The sequence below is a fragment of the Streptomyces sp. GMY02 genome (genome assembly GCF_019056675.1).
GTDB lineage: Bacteria > Actinomycetota > Actinomycetes > Streptomycetales > Streptomycetaceae > Streptomyces > Streptomyces odonnellii.
This window is the reverse complement of sequence record NZ_CP077658.1, coordinates 2,666,573-2,682,106: the sequence shown is the minus strand read 5'-3', so window position 1 is coordinate 2,682,106 and position 15,534 is coordinate 2,666,573. Positions and strand designations below refer to the sequence as shown.

The following is a 15,534-nucleotide window of genomic DNA, read 5'->3' as shown; positions in this document are numbered from 1 at the left end:
CAGGTTCCGGCTGGGCATCGGCTGGGAAGAGTTGTTTGCCAACTCCATCGTGATGTTCACTCGTTCAGGTGGCGGAGCGGCCGATGCGTGCCCCCTTGTCCGAACGCGCTGGGATGGTCTGATGCCGTACCAGAGGTGGGGGCCCTTTCGTTGTGACCGGTCGTCACCTCTGCTTCATGGGCGGACGAGTCAAGAATGCGAGCACCGGTGCAGAAGAAGCGGCCTCGGGGTAACGGTGTCACGCGCGGCGGGGCGACCAAGGCTGAGACCGGCGAGGTCACGACAGGCGTGGCCGGAACGGGCAGTGTGACCGCAGGTAATGGCGGCATGGCCGGACCGGCCGGATTGGCTGGTTCCACCATCAACGCCACTATCGCTCCCAACGCGGTCGGCGGGCCCGGCCAGGGCGGCGACAGCGGCCCGGCGCAGCCCGCGGGCAAGAGCAAGGCGGGCGGCAAGGGCAAGAAGGCAGGCAAGGCACCCGGGCCCGGGAAGTCCGGCCGGTCCGCCGGCGCCATCGGCAGCGGTACGGGTATCGGCGGAGGCGGTGCGGGTATCGGCGCTGGTACGGGTATGGGTACCGGCGGTACGGTCCCCGAGGGCCGCCGTGTCCGCGTCCGCACCCGGCTCGTCGCCGGGGTCGCCGTCGTCGGTATGACCGTCATCGCGGCCGGCACCCCCGCCGTCCTCAACGCCTCGGCCGAACTGAACGACGCCCAGCGGCTGGTGACCCTCGCCGAGCTGAACCAGCAGGCCGTGATCCTGTCCCACTCCCTCGCCGACGAGCGCGACGAGGTGATCGTCTACATCGCCGCGGGCCGCGAGGAACAGCCGGACCCCGAGGACAACGGGAGCGGGGGCGGCAAGGACCTCTACACCGTCTCCGAGGCCCGCAGCGCGCGCGTCGACCGCCAGATCGACGAGATCCGCGCCGCCGCGTCCGCCTCCCCCGGTCTGCTGCACGACCTCTCCACCGTCCCCTCCATCCGCCGTACCGCCCTCACCGGCAAGGGCTCCGCGCTGGAGGCGTACCGCGCGTACTCGGACGTCATCGCCAAGCTCCAGGCCCTCGCCGACGAGCTGGCCGAGAAGACCCCGGCCGAGGTCGCCGACGGCACCCGCGCCCCCGGCGCGCTCGGCCGCGCGGTCGAGCAGGCGTCCGCCACCCGCGGTCTGCTGATGGCCGCGCTCGCCATACCCGCGCCGACCGATTCGGGACCGCAGTACGACCCGGTCACCGGGCTCCCGGTGGAGTCCGGGTCCGACTCGGACAGCAAGAAGAACGACCAGCTCCGCGACGAACTCACCGCCGCCGCCCAGCAGTCGCGCGTCCGTGAACTCGCCGCGCTCGCCGACTTCGACCAGACCGCGGACACCGAGGCGAGCGAGTCCCTCGCCGCCACCGTCACCGGCCCGGACGTCAAGACCGCCGAGCGGTATCTGACCCGCTTCACCGACCAGCCCGAACTCTCCGACGCCGACCGCGAGGCCGACCAGGACAAGGCCGAGGCCGCCCTCTCTGCCAGGGTCGACCAGATGCGCGGCGTCGAGTCCGGGCTCGGCTCCCGCGGCCTCGAGCGCCTCGAAAAGCTCCGCGACGACGGTGTCACCGGCCTCGAACTGCGGATCGCGCTCCTCGGCGGCTGTCTGCTGGTCGCCGTCGGCGTGTCCACCGCCGTCGCCCGTACGCTCACCCGCCCGCTCGCCGTCCTACGCATCGGCGCCGCCCGGCTCGCCGCGGCGCCCGCGACCGAGACGCCCGTCGTCTTCACCGGCCGCAACGACGAGTTCGCCCAGGTCGTACGGTCCCTCAACGGCCTGCACAGCACCCTGCTCGACCTCTCCGCGCGGGCCGAGAGCCTGGACGGCGACCGTACGGACCTGATCGGCGCGCGCGAGAAGGTCGCCGCACAGCGCGTCGAACTCCAGGAGCGTACGGCCGAGATCGCCGCTCAGCTCCAGCGTCTGCGCCACACCGTCCACCACACCTTCGTCAATCTCTCGCTGCGCACGCTCGGCCTCGTGGAGCGCCAGCTCGCGGTGATCGAGGGGCTGGAGGAGGACGAGCAGGACCCGCAGCGCCTCGACACCCTCTTCAAGCTCGACCACATGGCCACGGTCATGCGCCGCCACAGCGAGAACCTGCTGGTGCTCGCGGGCCACGACCACGGCCGCGGCTCGCACGGCCCGGTCCCGCTCGTGGACGTCCTGCGCGCCGCGGTCAGCGAGATCGAACGGTACGAGCGGGTCACCATCCAGTCGCTGCCGCCGCACTCCCAGGTGGCCGGCTTCGCCGCGGACGACCTGAGCCATCTCGTCGCCGAACTGCTGGAGAACGCCACGTCCTTCTCCCCGCCGGAGGCCGAAGTCCAGCTCTCCGGCTGGCTGTTGGAGAGCGGCGAGGTGATGCTCTCCGTCCAGGACCAGGGCATCGGGATGTCCCCGGACCGGCTCGCCGAGCTGAATGCCCGGCTGGCCAACCCCGAGGACACCAAGGACGACCCGCTGGGCGGTGTGGGCCTCGACGGCCGGGCGCGGAAGCGGTACGGGAACGAGATCGACGGCGAGGGCCTCGGGCTGCGGGTCGCCGCACTGCTCGCGGCGCGCCACGGCGTACGGATCGAACTGCGCGAGCACGAGCAGGGCGGCGTGGCCGCGGTCCTCGTCCTGCCGCCGTCGCTGCTCCCGGCGTCGCCGCAGGCGTCCCCGCAGGCCGCCGCGCCGCACCGGGCGGCACCGGCGACGGTGACCCAGCAGCCGGAACCGGCGGCGGCCGAAGCACTGGCGGAGACCAGCTCGCCCGGCCTGCCCGGGGGTTCGGAACCGGATCCGCTGGTCGTGGCGGCCGAGGAGGCGATCCGCAAGGCGGAGGCCGAGGCGGCGGAGACCGCGGACGCCTCGGAGACCGAAGCGGCGGAAACCGTCGAGTCCACCGAGCCCGCCGAGTCCATGGAGTCCGCCGAGTCCGCGGAGGACGAGCCCGGGACGGATCCCCTCCCGACACGGGGGATCCGGAAGCAGGAGCCGGAATCCGGGCCGCTCACCGCGCAGGAGCCCGAAGAGCCCGAGCCGGCACGCGAGTCCGAGCAGGGCTTCGAGCCCGAGCAGAGCTTCGAGCGTGAGCGGGGCACCCGGTCGGAGACCGAACCCGAGCCCGAATCCGGGCGCGGACTCCCCGCCGCCAGAGCCCTCGCCGTACCCGATCCCGCCCCGCTGCCCGGCCCGTACGCCATCGGTCCCGACCGCCATGAGCGCGTCCGTGACGGCGAGTCGGAGACCGCGGGCCCGGACCAGGACACCTTTACGATGCCGCTGCCGCGCCGGACCAGCGCGGCGCCGAAGCCGGCCACGGCTCCGGCCACCGCGGCGGACACCTCGACAGCCGGCCCGGGCGCCGCACCCCGGCGGGAACGCACCACCGGCAAAGGTCTGCCCAAGCGCACCCCCAGAGTCGTCCAGCCTGCCGCCGCTCCGACCGAGCGGACCGGCAGTGTCGACGCGGAAGCCCTCCGGCGCAGACTCGGCGGCTTCCACCAGGGGGCGAAGGACGGCCGACGCGATGTCGAGGCCGAACTCACGGAGCGGGTGGCGCCCACGGCCCGCACCGGGATACATACCGATGAGACGGGGGAGACAGTCGAGGAGGCACGCAGTTGACCGCGACCGGTACGTTCGGACTGAGCAGTGAAGCCCGGAACCTGCACTGGCTGTTGAGCAACCTCGTCGAGGAGGTGCCAGGAGTGCACTCGGTCGCCGTGGTGTCGTCCGACGGACTCCTGCTGCTCTCCTCCGACCCGGGGCAGAGCACCGAGGCGGCCACCGCCGGACGCCACGAGAGCCCCAGAGGCTCCAGCGCCGATCTGGCCACCATCGTCTCGGGGATCGGCAGCCTGACCGTGGGAGCGGCGAAGCTGATGGAGGGCGGCGGGGTCAAACAGACCATGGTCGCCATGGAAGAAGGCAGCGTTTTCGTCATGGCGATCAGTGACGGCTCGCTGCTGGGGGTGCACGCCACCCCCGACTGTGACATGAGTGTGGTCGCGTACCACATGGCGCTCTTCGTCGGGCGCGCCGGACATGTGCTCACCCCTGAACTCCGCGACGAGTTGCGGAAGTCCATGGAGAAGGCCGAATGACGCCGGTATCCGATCCGGGCCGTCGGCTGTCGGCCCGGGGTGAGGATCACCGGTCCGCCCGGGTGCGTCCGTACTCGCTCACGGGCGGGCGCACCCAGTTCGCGCATGTGCTGCTCGTGGAGACCTTCGTCGCCGCGATCGAGGCGCCGGAGGAGCGCAAGGAGCTGACGGACGGCGGTGCTTCGTCCCGGGTCATGCCGGAGATGAGGGCGATCGTCGAGCTGTGCCGGCGCATGCGTACAGTGGCCGAGGTCTCGGCGTTGCTCAAGATGCCGCTGGGAGTCGTCCGGGTACTTCTCAGCGACCTGGCCGACCAGGGAAAGATCCGTGTGTACGGAACCGGGCAGGGCACCGGCCAGCCCGACCACGCGCTGCTGGAAAGGGTGCTGAGTGGACTCCGTCGTCTCTGACGTCACAACTACTGCCGCTGTCCCGGGCTCGGGTGCGGGGGTTTCGCTGTTCGAATCGAGATCGGCGGCCTCGCCGTTCCGAGTGCCTGAGCCCGAGCCCGAAGAGCAGCTCCAGGCATGGCAGTTGGACCACACCCGTGCGCCCATCGCCACCAAGATCGTGGTCGCGGGCGGCTTCGGTGTGGGCAAGACGACCTTCGTCGGCGCGGTCTCGGAGATCCCCCCGCTCCAGACCGAGGCCCTGATGACCGAGGCCAGCGCCGAGACCGACGATCTCAGCGCCACGCCCGACAAGGTCACCACGACCGTGGCGATGGACTACGGCCGTATCACGCTCGACAACGACCTGGTGCTGTACGTCTTCGGTACGCCGGGCCAGGAACGTTTCTGGTTCATGTGGGACGACCTGGTGCGCGGCGCGATCGGCGCGGTCATCCTCTGCGACACCCGCCGGATCGCCGACGCCTTCCCCGCGCTCGACTACTTCGAGAGCGCCGGGCTGCCCTATGTCATCGCGGTCAACCAGTTCGAGGGCGCGGAACCGTTCGACGTCGAGGACGTACGGGACGCGCTGACGATCCCCGACGACATCCCGATGCTGACCATGGACGCGCGCCAGCGGGACACGGTCGTCGAGTCGATGCTCACACTGGTACGGCACGCGCTGAAGACGTCCCCGGAGTAGCGCCCGCCCGCATCCGGCACACCGGGCCCGAACCGAGCCGCGCCGTCGACCGGGCCGGCGGGCTCGGCGGGTACGCCCAAGCGCGCGGGCGGCTGCGTGAGCAGGCGTGCGGGCGCGGGTCCTCAAGCCTGTACGGGCGGCGGCTCAGCCCTCGTTGTAGCCCGTGTCGGAGCCGTCCATGGCGCCTGCGGGCAGTTCCGGCCGTTCGTACTCGTCCGCGGGCAGCGACTCGGCTTCGGGATCCGGCCGTACGGCGCCCAGCAGCGGGTTCGCGGCGATCGGCGAGACCTTGACCCGGGCACCGGGGCGCGGGGCCTGGATCACCATTCCGTCGCCCAGATAGATCGCCACATGCGTGGCCTCCGGGAAGTAGATCACCAGGTCACCGGGGCGCAGCTCGTGCAGTTCGATCTCGGGGAGCTGGTCCCACTGCTCCTGGCTGGTACGGGGGACGGAGACCCCGGCGCTCGCCCAGGCCTGCTGGGTCAGCCCCGAGCAGTCGAAGGTGTCGGGACCCTCGGCGCCCCACTCGTACGGTTTGCCGATCTGCTCGACGGCGTAGCGCACCGCCTCGTCACCGTTGGCGGAGGGCGCCCTGCTCGCACCTCCGCCCGGTGCCCCGGCCGCTCCCTTCGGCCCCAGGCCCTCGCCGAGCGCGCCCGAGGCGAGCAGCTCGCGCTGGGCCTTGTCCGTACCGGCCTTCTCCAGCGCGGCCACCGCGGCGATCTGCCGTCCGCTGAGCGAGGCGAGCATCTTCTCGACGTCCAGCAGCCTCGACCGGACCATGTCGCGCTGCTTGCGCTGCTTGGTGGCGAGGGCCTGCTGCGCGGCGAGGGCCTCGCGGGAGGCGGTGGCGAGGGCGGCGGCGCGCTTCTCGCCGCCGGTGAGCCGGGCCAGGGTATGGGCACGGTGGCGGGCCGAGCGGCGCAGCAGATAGCTCTCGTCCAGGGCGTGTTGCGGGTTCTCGGCGAGCAACAGCCGCAGATAGCCGGAGAGTTCGGAGGAGTGGCCCTCGTACTGCTCGCGCGCCAGCCGGCCGGCCTCGCCCCGGCTGAGCGCCAGTGCGGTACGGGCCCGGGAGAGGGCGGCCGAGAGCCGCTCGGTCTCGGCACGCTGCCGGGTCAGTTCCGCCTCGGTGGCGTTGAACTCCTCGGTGGCGCGCTCCGCCTGGCGGTAGAGGCGCTGGAGGCGGGTGAGCATCTGGGAGACGGTACGGGGCGGGGCGCCGTCCACGGTGTCACCGGCGCCATCGGCGCCACCGGCCCGGCCGGGCTCATCCCGGGACGCGGCGGGCGACGGCGAGGGGGACGGGGCCGCCGAGGCGCAGGGCGCCGTACCGAGCACCGTCACGGCGGCCAGCCCCGCCGCCCAGGCGGCTCGTACTCGTACCGCTCTGCCTGACACCTCATCACCTCCGGTCACGGGACGGACGGTCCAGCCCCAGGTGATGATGAGATAAGGAAAGTTGCTTATACGGCTAATACATCGCCAGTAGGCGGTCTGGCGGAGGAGCGTCACTCCTGAGGGGGACCGCCCGGCTTCGACCAGGGCCACTTCAGCGCCCGCCGCTCCCGTCCGGCGGACACGTACCCGTACACCCAGCCCCGCTGAAGCCCGAGCCGCTTGCTGTACCCCGCGGGCGCACGCCGATAGGTGTGCACCACAACGGGCCCGCCATCCGTACCGGGCACGGGAATCTCGTACCACTTCGGCGGGTGTCCGGTGACCCCAGTCAGCACAGCCAGCACCCGCCCGTCCATCGGCCCCCCGACAAAGAGGGTGTCCTCGCTTCTCACGCCCTCAGTCTCCCCCAGTCCGGGACGGGCGGCTGGTCGGGGAGGGGTGGAGCGGGGCGGGATGGCAGGCGAGGCGTGGGGTGGCAAGGGGGCAGAGGAGGTGGGGGATCAGGGGAGGCGAGGGGGCACAGGAGGTGAGGCGTCAGAGGAGGTGAGGGGATCAGAGGAGGTGGGCTGCTTCGCCGACTCGGGGGGCCACTCTGCGGGCCAGTCTGGCCACGGGCCCGTTCGGGCGTTCGCGGGAGACCAGGGCGTCCACGGCTCCGGCGGTCTCCTCGTCCGAGGCCGCCGTGGCGACCAGCAGGGCGATGAGATGGTCGACCAGCCAGTCGCGGAGTTCCGGGGCGGGCGGGTGCTTTTCCTCGTCCAGCCATATCAGCGAGGCCGACTCGACCGCGGCGATCCAGGTGCGCACCATCATCCGCAGGCGCGGCCCCGGGGTTCCCGGCATGCCCGGGACGTTCCGCGACGGGCGGCCCGGGCAGATGTGCAGCAGGATCTGTTCGGCCGCGGCCCGCCGTACCTCGTCGACGATCGCGGTCGTACGGGACGTCTCGCAGACGCTGCCGCCCTGGAGCAGTGCGCTGAACCCGGCGTCGTGCTCGTCGACGAAGGCCAGATAGCGGTCGAGGACCCGCCCCAGCCGCTCCGTCGGCGGTCCCGCGGACGGCTCGGCGAAGCACTGCTCCAGCTCATCGGCGGCGGAGCGGAGCGCCGCCTCGTACAACTCCTGCTTGCCGCCGCGGAAATACCGGTAGACGAGCGGCCGCGACACCCCGGCCGCCGCCGCGACGTCGTCGAGGGAGACATCCTCGGGCGCCCGGTGCGCGAAGAGCGTGAGCGCCGCGGCGAGAAGCTGGGTACGGCGCTCCTCGACGCTGAGCCTTCGGTACGCGGGTGTTGCCGGCGCGGTCATGCGGGCAGCGTAACCGCAGCGGGCGGCGGACGCCGGACGGGGCGGAGGCTGGACGGAGCGGACGTCAGCTCATGTGGACGTCGGACGGGGCGGGGGCAGGGCGAGGCGGGCACCGGGCGGGGCGGCTTGGCTGAGGCGGGCGCCGGGCGCGGGACGGGGCCGGCGTCGGACGGCGGGTCAGGCGAGGAGCCCCGACGACTTCCAGAGCGCGCGCCCGGCGCCGCGCAGGACGCCGATGTCGTCGAGGAAGTCCGTGAGTTTCCTCGCGCCCGCCCGCATCACCTCCCGGCGGTGGCCGCTCGCCCGTACCTCGGCGACGGCCCGGTACCGGTCGAGGCCGACGTTCTCGTACACCTGCGGATTGACGAAGCAGACGGAGAACACCCGGGCCGTCTGTCCGGAGGTGAGCCGGGTGAACTCCCGCTCCCAGCGCGGCGCGGTCACCATCTGCCGCCGCAACTCCTCGCGTGCGTACCGGACATGGCGCGCCTCCTCGATCACATGGATCCGCGTCACCCCGCGCACGAGCGGCTGGACGCGCTCGTCCGGGAAGGTCAGCCGCTGCATCCAGTCGAGGATCTCCTCGCCGAGGAGAGTGGCCGCGAACGAACCGGGCGTCGTGGACACGGACTTGAGGACACGTGCCAGATTGTGGTGAAAGCGCGGTACGGGGTACGCGGGTGCGCCGCCCTTGCGGATCAGCTTCGCGAACATCATCGAGTGGCGGCACTCGTCGGCCAGTTCGGTGAGGGCGTAACGGACATGGTCGCTGGTCACGGGCCTGTCGTAGATGTGCCGCACAAGAAGCTGCATCAGGATGATCTCGAACCAGATGCCGAGCGACGCCAGCGACGCGGCCTCGTGCCTGGCCAGCTCCATGCGCTGCTCCTCCGGCATCGACCGCCAGAGGGGCGTGTCGTAGAGGGAGACCAGCTCGGGCGGCCAGAACCATTTGCCGTCCTCGACCGGTGCCTCCCAGTCGAGTTCCTTGTCGGGATCGAATGAGTGCCTGGCGGAGGCTTCGAGCAGCCGCGCGGCGACCTGCTCGCGGTCCTTGAGCGGGCCGAGCGCGTCATGGAGGAGGTGTATGTCGTGGCGACGGCCGAGGTTGTGATTGTGGTCGTGTTCGGTCGCGGGCTTCGCGGGCTTCGCGGGCTTCGCGGGTTTCGCAGGCGTTGTGGGCGTCATGGCTGAGCGCACCTCATGGCTGGGTTACCGGCGGGTCACCCCTTATAAGACTGTGTGTCAGTAAGACCGTCAACCCTTTCGTCAAACCGCGACCGCGTGCTGCTCGGCCGCGGCGGCGATGTCGAGCAGCGAGGCATCCGCTCCGCGCTCCGCGACCAGATGCAGACCGACCGGGCAGCCGTCCGAGGTGAAACCGGCCGGGATGCTGGCCGCCGGGTGCCCGCTCAGATTGAACGCCCAGGTCAGCGCGGTGGAGTAGCGGTCGCCGGGGCCTTCGTGACCATGTGGCCTGTTCGGGGTGACCGGGGTGAGAAGCAGAGGCGTACGGGCGAACAGGGCGGCCAGCCGCCGGTTGTTCTCGGCCCGTACTTCCGCCGCCCGTACGCCCGTTGGCCCTGCCAGATCGCCGCCGCGTATCGCGATCCAGGCCTCGCGCGGATCGAGCAGGGCGAAGGACGTGCGGGCCGGGTGCGGGTGCGGGGGCGCTTCGTGTGCCGGTGGTACGAGTCGTACGACCCCGGCCGCCACCAGCCGCTCCACCGTGCCCCGTACCATTGCCACCACCTCCGGGTCCGAGTCCGCGAACCCCAGATCGGGCGAGAAGACCGCGGGCACCGGAAGCCGCAGCTCGGACGGGCCACAGGTGTCGCATGCATACGTGCCGGGCGCACATGTGTTGCCCGTACATGTGCTGGCCACACACGTGCCAGCCATACATGTGCCCGTTGTACATGTGCCGGCCGTACATGTGCTGGCGGTACATGTGTCAGGCGCACAGGTACCGGCTGTGCACGTGTCATGCGCACGCGCACTGGCGGCACATCTGCCTGGCCTACATGTATCGGACGCACATGTGCCCATCGCACATGTGCCGAGCACACGCGTGCCGAGCACATACCTCAGATACGCCCGTGCCTCCGCTGCCGACCGTGCCAGCACGCCCGCCGAGGCCAGCCCCGTCCGGTCCGGCGACGGCAGCAGCCCGTTCGTCGTCTTCAGACCGAACACCCCGCACCAAGCGGCCGGAATCCGCACGGAGCCCGCCCCGTCGCTGCCCGTCGCCAGTGGCACCATGCCCGCCGCGACCGCCACCGCCGAGCCCGCCGAGGACCCGCCGGGGGTACGGTCCGCGCGGTACGGGTTGACCGTACGGCCGTACCTGCCCTGCCCCCAGGTCTGCCAGTACGTACCCGGCCCCGGCACCGCCGTCGAGCCGACCGGCACCGCCCCCGCAGCGATCAGCCGCCGCGCCGCGTAGGACCGGATCCCGGACGGTCCCTTCACCGCGAACGGCACGCCCGCGAGCGGCAGCCGCCGGTCCACCGTCCGCGCCCGCTCCAGCGCCTCGTCGCCCCACACCTCGATGAACGCGCACAGTCCGGGATCGAGCCGTTCGATCCGCTCCAACGCCTCCGCGACCAGCCCCGTCCCCGGTTCCGTAGCTGGTTCCGTCCCCGGTCCCGTAACCGGTTCTGTCCGCAGTTCGGTCCGCGGTTCTGTGCCTGGCTCCGTGCCCGGTGTTGTGCCTGATTCTGTGCCTGGCTCCGTGGCCGGCTCTGTCGTGAACCCCGTCATCGTTCCCCGTTCCCCTCCCCGGACCCCCGCCCACCCCGCCCGTGCCCCACCGCGCTCAGTCTCGCAGCGCCTCCTCCATCACCGCCCGCGCGACCGGTGCCGCGCTCCCGCCCCCGCTGATGTCCGCGCGGTCGGCCGCCGTGTCCTCCACGACCACCGCCACGGCCACGGCGGGCCGTACCGCGTCCTCCTCCTGTGCCCAGGCGATGAACCAGGCGTACGGCAGACCGGAGTTGCCCACCCCGTGCTGCGCCGTCCCCGTCTTCCCGCCGACCGTCACCCCGGGGATGGCGGCCCTCGTACCCGTACCGTCCCTGACCGCCTCGGTCATCATCTCCCGCAACTGCTGCGCCGTGGCCGGGCTCATCGGCCGCCGGTACGGCCGCTCGCCCGTACGCGTCACCACGTCCCCGTCCGACGTGGTGACGCGGTCCACCAGATAGGGGTGCCTGAGGTCCCCGCCATTGGCCACCGCCGCCGCGACCATCGCCATCTGGAGCGGGGTGGCCCGGGTGTCGAGCTGCCCGATGGAGGACAGGGCCAGCTCGGCATCGCTCATCCGGGTGCCGAAGCGGGACGGGGCGACCCCGGTGGGAATCCGCAGCCCGCTGTCGTTGAAACCGAACCCCTCCGCGGTCTCCACCATCCCGGCCAGCCCGGTCCGTACGGACAGCCCGGCCAGCACCGAGTTGCACGACCATCTGATCGCGTACGCCAGCGACGCGCGGTGGCAGCCCGCCACCTCATTGGGGAGGGTGGTCCTGGTCCCGGGCAGGACAAACGGTTCGGCTACGGGCGTCGGGGCGTCGGCGTCCACGACCGTACGGGACTCCAGCGCGGCCGCCGCCGTAACGATCTTGAAGGCCGAACCGGGCGGATAGGTCTCCCGGATGGCCCGGTTGAGCATGGGCTGTGTGCTCGACCCGGTCAGCCGGTTCCAGGCCGCGGTCACCTCACGGCCGGTGCCGGACAGCCGTCCCGGATCGTACGAGGGGCTGCTGACCAGCGCCAGAATCCTGCCGGTGGTCGGCTCGATCGCCGCGACCGCGCCCCGCCGCCCGGCGAGCCCTTCGTAGGCGGCCCGTTGCATCGAGGCCCTGATGGTGGTGACGACCGTGCCGCCGGGCTGCCGGCCGCGGGTGATGTCGTGCCAGAGAGGGAGGAAGGGGAGCGGGGAGAGCAGCGGTTCCGTACCGGAGAGGACTTCGTCCTCGACGCTCTCCAGCAGGGTCGTGCCGTACGTCTGGGAGGCGTAGCCGGTGACGGGCGCGTACAACGGCCCCTGGGTGTAGGTCTGTTCGTACCGCAGTAGCTCGCCGGTGTCCTTGGGGCGGGTGACCGTCCTGCCCTCGACCAGGATGTCGCCGCGCGGCTGGGCGTAACGGGCCACGGAGGCACGGCGGTTGGCGGGGTTGTTGTCGAGGGAGCGGGACTCGACGATCTGGATCCTGATGGCGTTGAGCAGCAGGGCGATGAGGAGGAGCAGACAGAAGAGGGCGGTGTGCCGGATATGGCGGATCACCGGTCGTCCTCCAGGACGGTGGGCGAGACGGTGCCGCGCTCGGCGTCGGGGGCGCTCGGGTGGGCGGGGCTGCCGGGACTACCGGGGCTGACCGGCTCGGTGGGACCGCTGAGGCTGGCAGGTCTGTTCGGGCCGGTGGGGCTCATGAGGCCCGCGGTGTGTGTGGGGTTCCCGGGGCCGGCACTTGGGCCCTCCGGCCCTCCGGGGCCACCCGAGCCACCCGGCTCGGCCGGGTTCGCGGGCCTCGCAGCAATCGAAGGGTTCACCGAGCTCGCGGGCCCCGCCGCGTCGGCGCCCTCATCCGTACCCGCCCCCGGCCGCGGACTGCGTGCCGAGTCGCTGAGCCGGATCAGCAGCGCCACGCTGATCCAGTTGGTGACCACGGACGAACCGCCCTGTGCCAGGAACGGCATCGCCATACCGGTCAGCGGAATCAGCCCCATCACCCCGCCCGCGATGACGAACACCTGAAGGGCCAGGATCGACGCCAGCCCGGTGGCGAGCAACCGGCCGAACGGGTCCACCAGCACCAGCCCCGCGCAGTACCCCCGGGCGACCAGCAGCGCGTACAGCAGGAACAGCGCGGCCAGCCCGAGCAGCCCCAGTTCCTCGCCCGCGGTGGCGAGGATGAAGTCCGACTTGGCCGCGAAGCCGATCAGAATGGATTCGCCCCGGCCGAGCCCGGTCCCCGACAGCCCGCCCGCCGCGAACGCGAACAGCGACTGCGCGAGCTGGCCTGGCCCCCGTCCCGCCTCGATGGACGCGAACGGGTGCAGCCAGTCCTGCACCCTGCTGTGCACATGCGGTTCCAGCGAGCCGGCCGCGAAGGCGCCGGCCGCCGCGAGGAGCAGACCGACGGCGATCCAGCCGGTTCGCCCCGTCGACACGTACAGCAGGATCACGAACAGCCCGAAGAAGAGCAGCGACGTGCCCAGGTCCCGTTCGAGAACCAGCACGATCACACTGAGCAGCCAGATCGCGACGACCGGCCCGAGTACCCGCCCGGTGGGCAGATGCAGCTTGCGGAACCGGCGGCCGGTGTACGTGAGCGCGTTCTGGTTCGCGGCGAGATACGCGGCGAAGAAGACCGCCAGCAGGATCTTCGCGAACTCGCCCGGCTGGAAGGAGAGCCCGCCGATCCTGATCCAGATCTTCGCGCCGTTCACGGCGGGGTAGAAGATCGGCACGATCAGCAGCACCAGCGCCGTGACGACCGAGAGATACGCGTACCGCTGAAGCGCGCGATGGTCGCGCAGGAACACGACGACGCCGATGAACAGCGCGACGCCGAACGTCGACCACACCAATTGCGTCGGCGCCGCGACGGCGTTCGGGGTCTCCAGGTCGAGCCGGTAGATCAGGACCAGACCGAGACCGTTGAGCAGGACGGCGATGGGCAGCAGCAGGGGATCCGCGTACGGGGCGCGCAGACGGACGGCGATATGCGCGAGCAGGGCGAGCATGCCGAGCCCGGCGCCGTAACCGGCGGCGCCGGGCGGCACGGCTCCGTATGTGCCGAGGCCGACACTGACGTAGCCGAAGACGGAGATGAGGACGGCGCAGACGAGGAGCGAGAGTTCGACGCCGCGGCGTTTGCGGAGGCGTGGCTCGGGCGGGGGAGTGTCCGCCGTCGTTGCGGTCATGGAGCGAAACGTAGCAAGGCGGCATGCCTTATGTCCGTTTATGTGGCGGCGTAAGGCATGCCGGACCGGCGCTGTGGCTGGTTTCGCGTCAGGTTTTGTGCCGGGCTTTGTGTCAGGTTTGTGTCAGGTTTGAGTGGCTGGCGGTGGGCGGCGGCGGATGAGGATGCCGTGTCCCTGACGGCGCGTCAGCACCAGTGCGGGGTGTCACCCAGGCTGCGGATGTACTTGGCCGATCCCCAGGCCCAGCTACCGTCCGCCAGGAGGTACCAGCGGTTGTTCCCCTCCACGTCGCCGCCCTCCACCCGGCAGAAGATGCGCACGATCTCGCCGTACTCCAGCTCGCCCACGACTCTGCTGCTGCGCGTCGGCTTGTCTCGGAGGAGGAGGCCGGTCCTGGCGACGACCTTGCCGCGGTAACGGGCGGGGACCGCGGCGTCGGTGCCGGGGGCGGGCTTGGGGGCGGGCTTGCTGGCAGCGGGCTCGGGGGTGGGCATCGCTGCGGGCTTGGTATGGTCCTCCGGCTCGGCGGCCGAGGGGCTGGTGGTCAGGGGCGCGGCAGCCGCGGGCGCGACGGCGGCGGTGGCGAGAGTCGCGGCGGTGACCGCGGTGACGGCGAGGGCGACGGCGGTACGGCCGAGCGAACGCACGAGCATGGAGACTCCTGTGACCTGAGGGCGAGGAGCCGGTGATTCCGGCATATGACTCGCGAGGCTCACGCTAGGTTCGCTACTCAGAGTCCGCAAATTATGACTCTCCGTGCCGCAACGGGGTCCGACGTCCGAGGCCCGGCGGCTGAAGCCCGGTGGCCGGAGCCCGGTGGCCGGAGCTCGGCGGCCGGAGCCCGACGGCTGAAGCCTGATGGAGGCAGGCCCTAGAGGTTCCGCTGCTCCTGCTGGTTGTACGCGAGGTTCGCCGCGCCGTGGCCGGTGCTCTGGAGGAGCAGTTCGTCCGCCTGCTCCTTCGTCACCCGCTGCTCGGCACCGCAGAAGGTGCACTGGGTGACGTACTTCGTGGAGAACGCGAAGAGCGGCACGAAGAACAGCGTGAACTTGGTGACGCGCTTCTTCAGGGTGTGCGCGGAGGGGTTGCCGCAGTGGCCGCAGACCAGCGTGAGTATCGCGAGTTGGTAGAGGTAGCCCTTGGTGCCGAAGATGATCATCTGGGTTTCCTTCCGCGGGACACGCGGCCCCCGACAGAGTGCGGTCTTTGTAACCAGCTTGCCGTACGGGAGTGACAGCGGGGGTAAGAGCGAGTGAGCCGGGGGCTTCGGGGGCTATTGCCTCGGCTGCCCTGCGGCTGGTCCCATGGGCATGGTCCGTAGTGGGGGTGAGGTGCTGTGACGGCGATTCGATTACGTGTAACGCCAGTGCGTGTACGGGGCCGGGACCGGCTGTATGTCAGCCTGCCGGACGGTACGACCGTCGCCTGGTACGACAGCGACGGCCAGGGGCCGGGCGCCGGAACGGGCGGCCGGGTCAGCGTGCTCCCCGGAGCGCTCCCCGGTGCGGGGCGCGAGGACGTGCTGGCCGCGCTCATGCCGTACCTCGCGGGTGAGGTGACCGTCGGACCGCCCCCGTTGCCGACCCCGGCCGATCTCGACCGGCTCTCCCTCCACCCGGACGACGACCTCGCCCCCAACCGCCCGGGCGAGGCGCTCCACGCG

General features: G+C 71.4%; 13 protein-coding genes and 1 pseudogene. 5 read left to right on the top strand and 9 right to left on the bottom strand.

Going from position 1 to position 15,534, the window contains the following annotated elements; translation table 11 throughout:
* Positions 1–573: 573 nt before the first annotated feature.
* The 4 genes from KQY30_RS11080 (at position 574) to KQY30_RS11065 (ending at position 5,231) form a co-directional block, all read left to right on the top strand.
* Positions 574–3,657 (top strand): nitrate- and nitrite sensing domain-containing protein, encoded by a 3,084-nt coding sequence (locus KQY30_RS11080; protein WP_217310974.1) that lies wholly within the window; start codon positions 574–576, stop codon positions 3,655–3,657.
* Positions 3,654–4,136 carry a roadblock/LC7 domain-containing protein gene (locus tag KQY30_RS11075; RefSeq protein WP_217306689.1) on the top strand — a complete coding sequence of 161 codons (483 nt, stop codon included), beginning with the start codon at positions 3,654–3,656 and terminating at the stop codon, positions 4,134–4,136. Before KQY30_RS11080 ends, KQY30_RS11075 begins: the two co-directional genes overlap by 4 nt.
* A complete protein-coding gene (locus tag KQY30_RS11070) occupies positions 4,133–4,546 on the top strand; it encodes a DUF742 domain-containing protein (RefSeq protein ID WP_046499732.1) in 414 nt (137 codons plus the stop codon). The genes KQY30_RS11075 and KQY30_RS11070 overlap by 4 nt, the downstream gene beginning before the upstream one ends.
* An 82-nt stretch (positions 4,547–4,628) precedes the next feature.
* A complete protein-coding gene (locus KQY30_RS11065; RefSeq protein ID WP_254407068.1) occupies positions 4,629–5,231 on the top strand; it encodes an ATP/GTP-binding protein in 603 nt (200 codons plus the stop codon).
* A 144-nt stretch (positions 5,232–5,375) separates the two neighbouring features.
* On the opposite strand, the gene KQY30_RS11060 is transcribed toward KQY30_RS11065, so the two are convergent.
* The 9 genes from KQY30_RS11060 to KQY30_RS11020 all read right to left on the bottom strand — a co-directional run bounded on the left by KQY30_RS11060 (position 5,376) and on the right by KQY30_RS11020 (position 15,030).
* Positions 5,376–6,590 (bottom strand): C40 family peptidase, encoded by a 1,215-nt coding sequence (locus tag KQY30_RS11060; RefSeq protein WP_254407570.1) that lies wholly within the window; start codon positions 6,588–6,590, stop codon positions 5,376–5,378.
* Positions 6,591–6,745: 155 nt separating this feature from the next.
* Positions 6,746–7,027, bottom strand: a complete 282-nt coding sequence (locus KQY30_RS11055; protein ID WP_217306688.1) for a hypothetical protein — start codon at positions 7,025–7,027, stop codon at positions 6,746–6,748.
* 160 nt (positions 7,028–7,187) lie between these two features.
* Complete coding sequence (locus tag KQY30_RS11050) at positions 7,188–7,943, bottom strand: TetR/AcrR family transcriptional regulator (protein WP_217306687.1); 756 nt, start codon at positions 7,941–7,943, stop codon at positions 7,188–7,190.
* A gap of 177 nt (positions 7,944–8,120) precedes the next feature.
* Entirely contained in the window at positions 8,121–9,131 is a 1,011-nt protein-coding gene (locus KQY30_RS11045; RefSeq protein WP_217306686.1) for a diiron oxygenase, read from the bottom strand.
* 81 nt (positions 9,132–9,212) lie between these two features.
* Positions 9,213–10,553: an amidase gene (locus KQY30_RS11040; protein ID WP_254407569.1), complete on the bottom strand. Its 1,341-nt coding sequence runs from the start codon at positions 10,551–10,553 to the stop codon at positions 9,213–9,215.
* A 208-nt stretch (positions 10,554–10,761) separates the two neighbouring features.
* Positions 10,762–12,228, bottom strand: a complete 1,467-nt coding sequence (locus KQY30_RS11035; protein ID WP_217306684.1) for a penicillin-binding transpeptidase domain-containing protein — start codon at positions 12,226–12,228, stop codon at positions 10,762–10,764.
* Complete coding sequence (locus KQY30_RS11030; RefSeq protein WP_217306683.1) at positions 12,225–13,871, bottom strand: FtsW/RodA/SpoVE family cell cycle protein; 1,647 nt, start codon at positions 13,869–13,871, stop codon at positions 12,225–12,227. Before KQY30_RS11030 ends, KQY30_RS11035 begins: the two co-directional genes overlap by 4 nt.
* 185 nt (positions 13,872–14,056) lie before the next feature.
* The gene (locus KQY30_RS11025) at positions 14,057–14,524 is read right to left on the bottom strand and encodes an SH3 domain-containing protein (protein WP_217306682.1); all 468 of its coding nucleotides are present in this window, start codon (positions 14,522–14,524) and stop codon (positions 14,057–14,059) included.
* Between the two features lie 218 nt (positions 14,525–14,742).
* On the bottom strand, positions 14,743–15,030 hold the full coding sequence (locus KQY30_RS11020; RefSeq protein WP_217306681.1) for a zinc-ribbon domain-containing protein: 288 nt from the start codon (positions 15,028–15,030) through the stop codon (positions 14,743–14,745).
* A 186-nt stretch (positions 15,031–15,216) separates the two neighbouring features.
* Here KQY30_RS11020 and KQY30_RS11015 point away from each other — a divergent pair.
* Positions 15,217–15,528: pseudogene (locus KQY30_RS11015) on the top strand (NERD domain-containing protein); the annotation flags it as partial.
* Positions 15,529–15,534 lie beyond the last annotated feature (6 nt).